Annotated in this window: 2 protein-coding genes; both read left to right on the forward strand. The window is 66.8% G+C overall.

Features of this window, described 5'->3' with window-relative positions:
* Positions 1 to 16 precede the first annotated feature (16 nt).
* The gene (locus KZA10_RS16040) at positions 17 to 442 is read left to right on the forward strand and encodes a GAP family protein (RefSeq protein WP_308289697.1); all 426 of its coding nucleotides are present in this window, start codon (positions 17 to 19) and stop codon (positions 440 to 442) included.
* A gap of 57 nt (positions 443 to 499) precedes the next feature.
* The coding region (nucS, locus tag KZA10_RS16045) for an endonuclease NucS (RefSeq protein WP_218683384.1) at positions 500 to 1,023 on the forward strand (524 nt) is incomplete at its 3' end.

The raw sequence follows: 1,023 nt of genomic DNA on the forward strand, positions 1-1,023 counted from the left end.
GACACGAAGGCCTCCTGTGTTGCGTGAGCGGTTTCTAGACAGCTCCACTCTCGCAACCGGAGGCCTTCGTCTCTCAACAGCTCACGCGCGATTCACGCAACAACGTCCCTGGACATCACAGCTAGTCGAGGTCGCCACCATGCTTCCCTACATCGTCGCGATGACGATGCTCGCGGATGCCGGAATCGACACCCCGCTGCGCGTGCTCTCGCTCGTCGGCTACTGCGCGCTGATGATCCTGCCCGCTGTCGTGCTGCTCGTCCTCCGCCTGGTCGCCGCCCCTCTGGTGCAAAGGCCGCTCGAACGATTCGCCGCCTGGATGGAGCGCACCGGCGCCGAGAACACCGCATGGATCATCGGCATCATCGGATTCCTCATCGCGCGCTCCGCCGCCACCGAGCTCGGGCTCTTCCAGGCGATCGGATCCTTCCTCGACCGATGACCGCCGCGCCCGCGGAGTGCGACCGCGGCGCACCCCCCGACGAAGTAGGCTCGACGGGTGCGTCTCGTCATCGCCCGCTGCTCGGTCGACTACACCGGTCGGCTCAATGCCCATCTCCCGCTTGCCACGCGTCTGCTCGTGCACAAGGGAGACGGGAGTCTGCTCGTGCACTCCGACGGCGGCAGCTACAAGCCGCTCAACTGGATGAGCCCGCCGTGTTCGCTCTCGAGCGAAGAGCCGGGCGAGGAAGAGGCCAGCGCCGGCGTGGTCGAAGTCTGGCGCGTCACGCACAAGAAGACCGGCGATGCGCTGCGTGTGCAGATCTACGAAATCATCCACGACACCTCGCACGAGTTGGGCATCGATCCCGGGCTCCAGAAAGACGGCGTGGAGGCCGACCTGCAGCGACTTCTCGCCGAGCAGGTCGAGCGCATCTCCGAGGGCGCCACGCTCGTGCGCCGCGAATACCCGACGGCCATCGGCCCCGTCGACCTTCTGGTGCGCGATGCCGACGGCGCCGCGATCGCGGTCGAGATCAAGCGACGCGGCGACATCGACGGCGTGGAGCAGCTGACCCGCTA

Source organism: Microbacterium sp. BF1, from assembly GCF_019279095.1.
Lineage (GTDB): Bacteria > Actinomycetota > Actinomycetes > Actinomycetales > Microbacteriaceae > Microbacterium > Microbacterium maritypicum.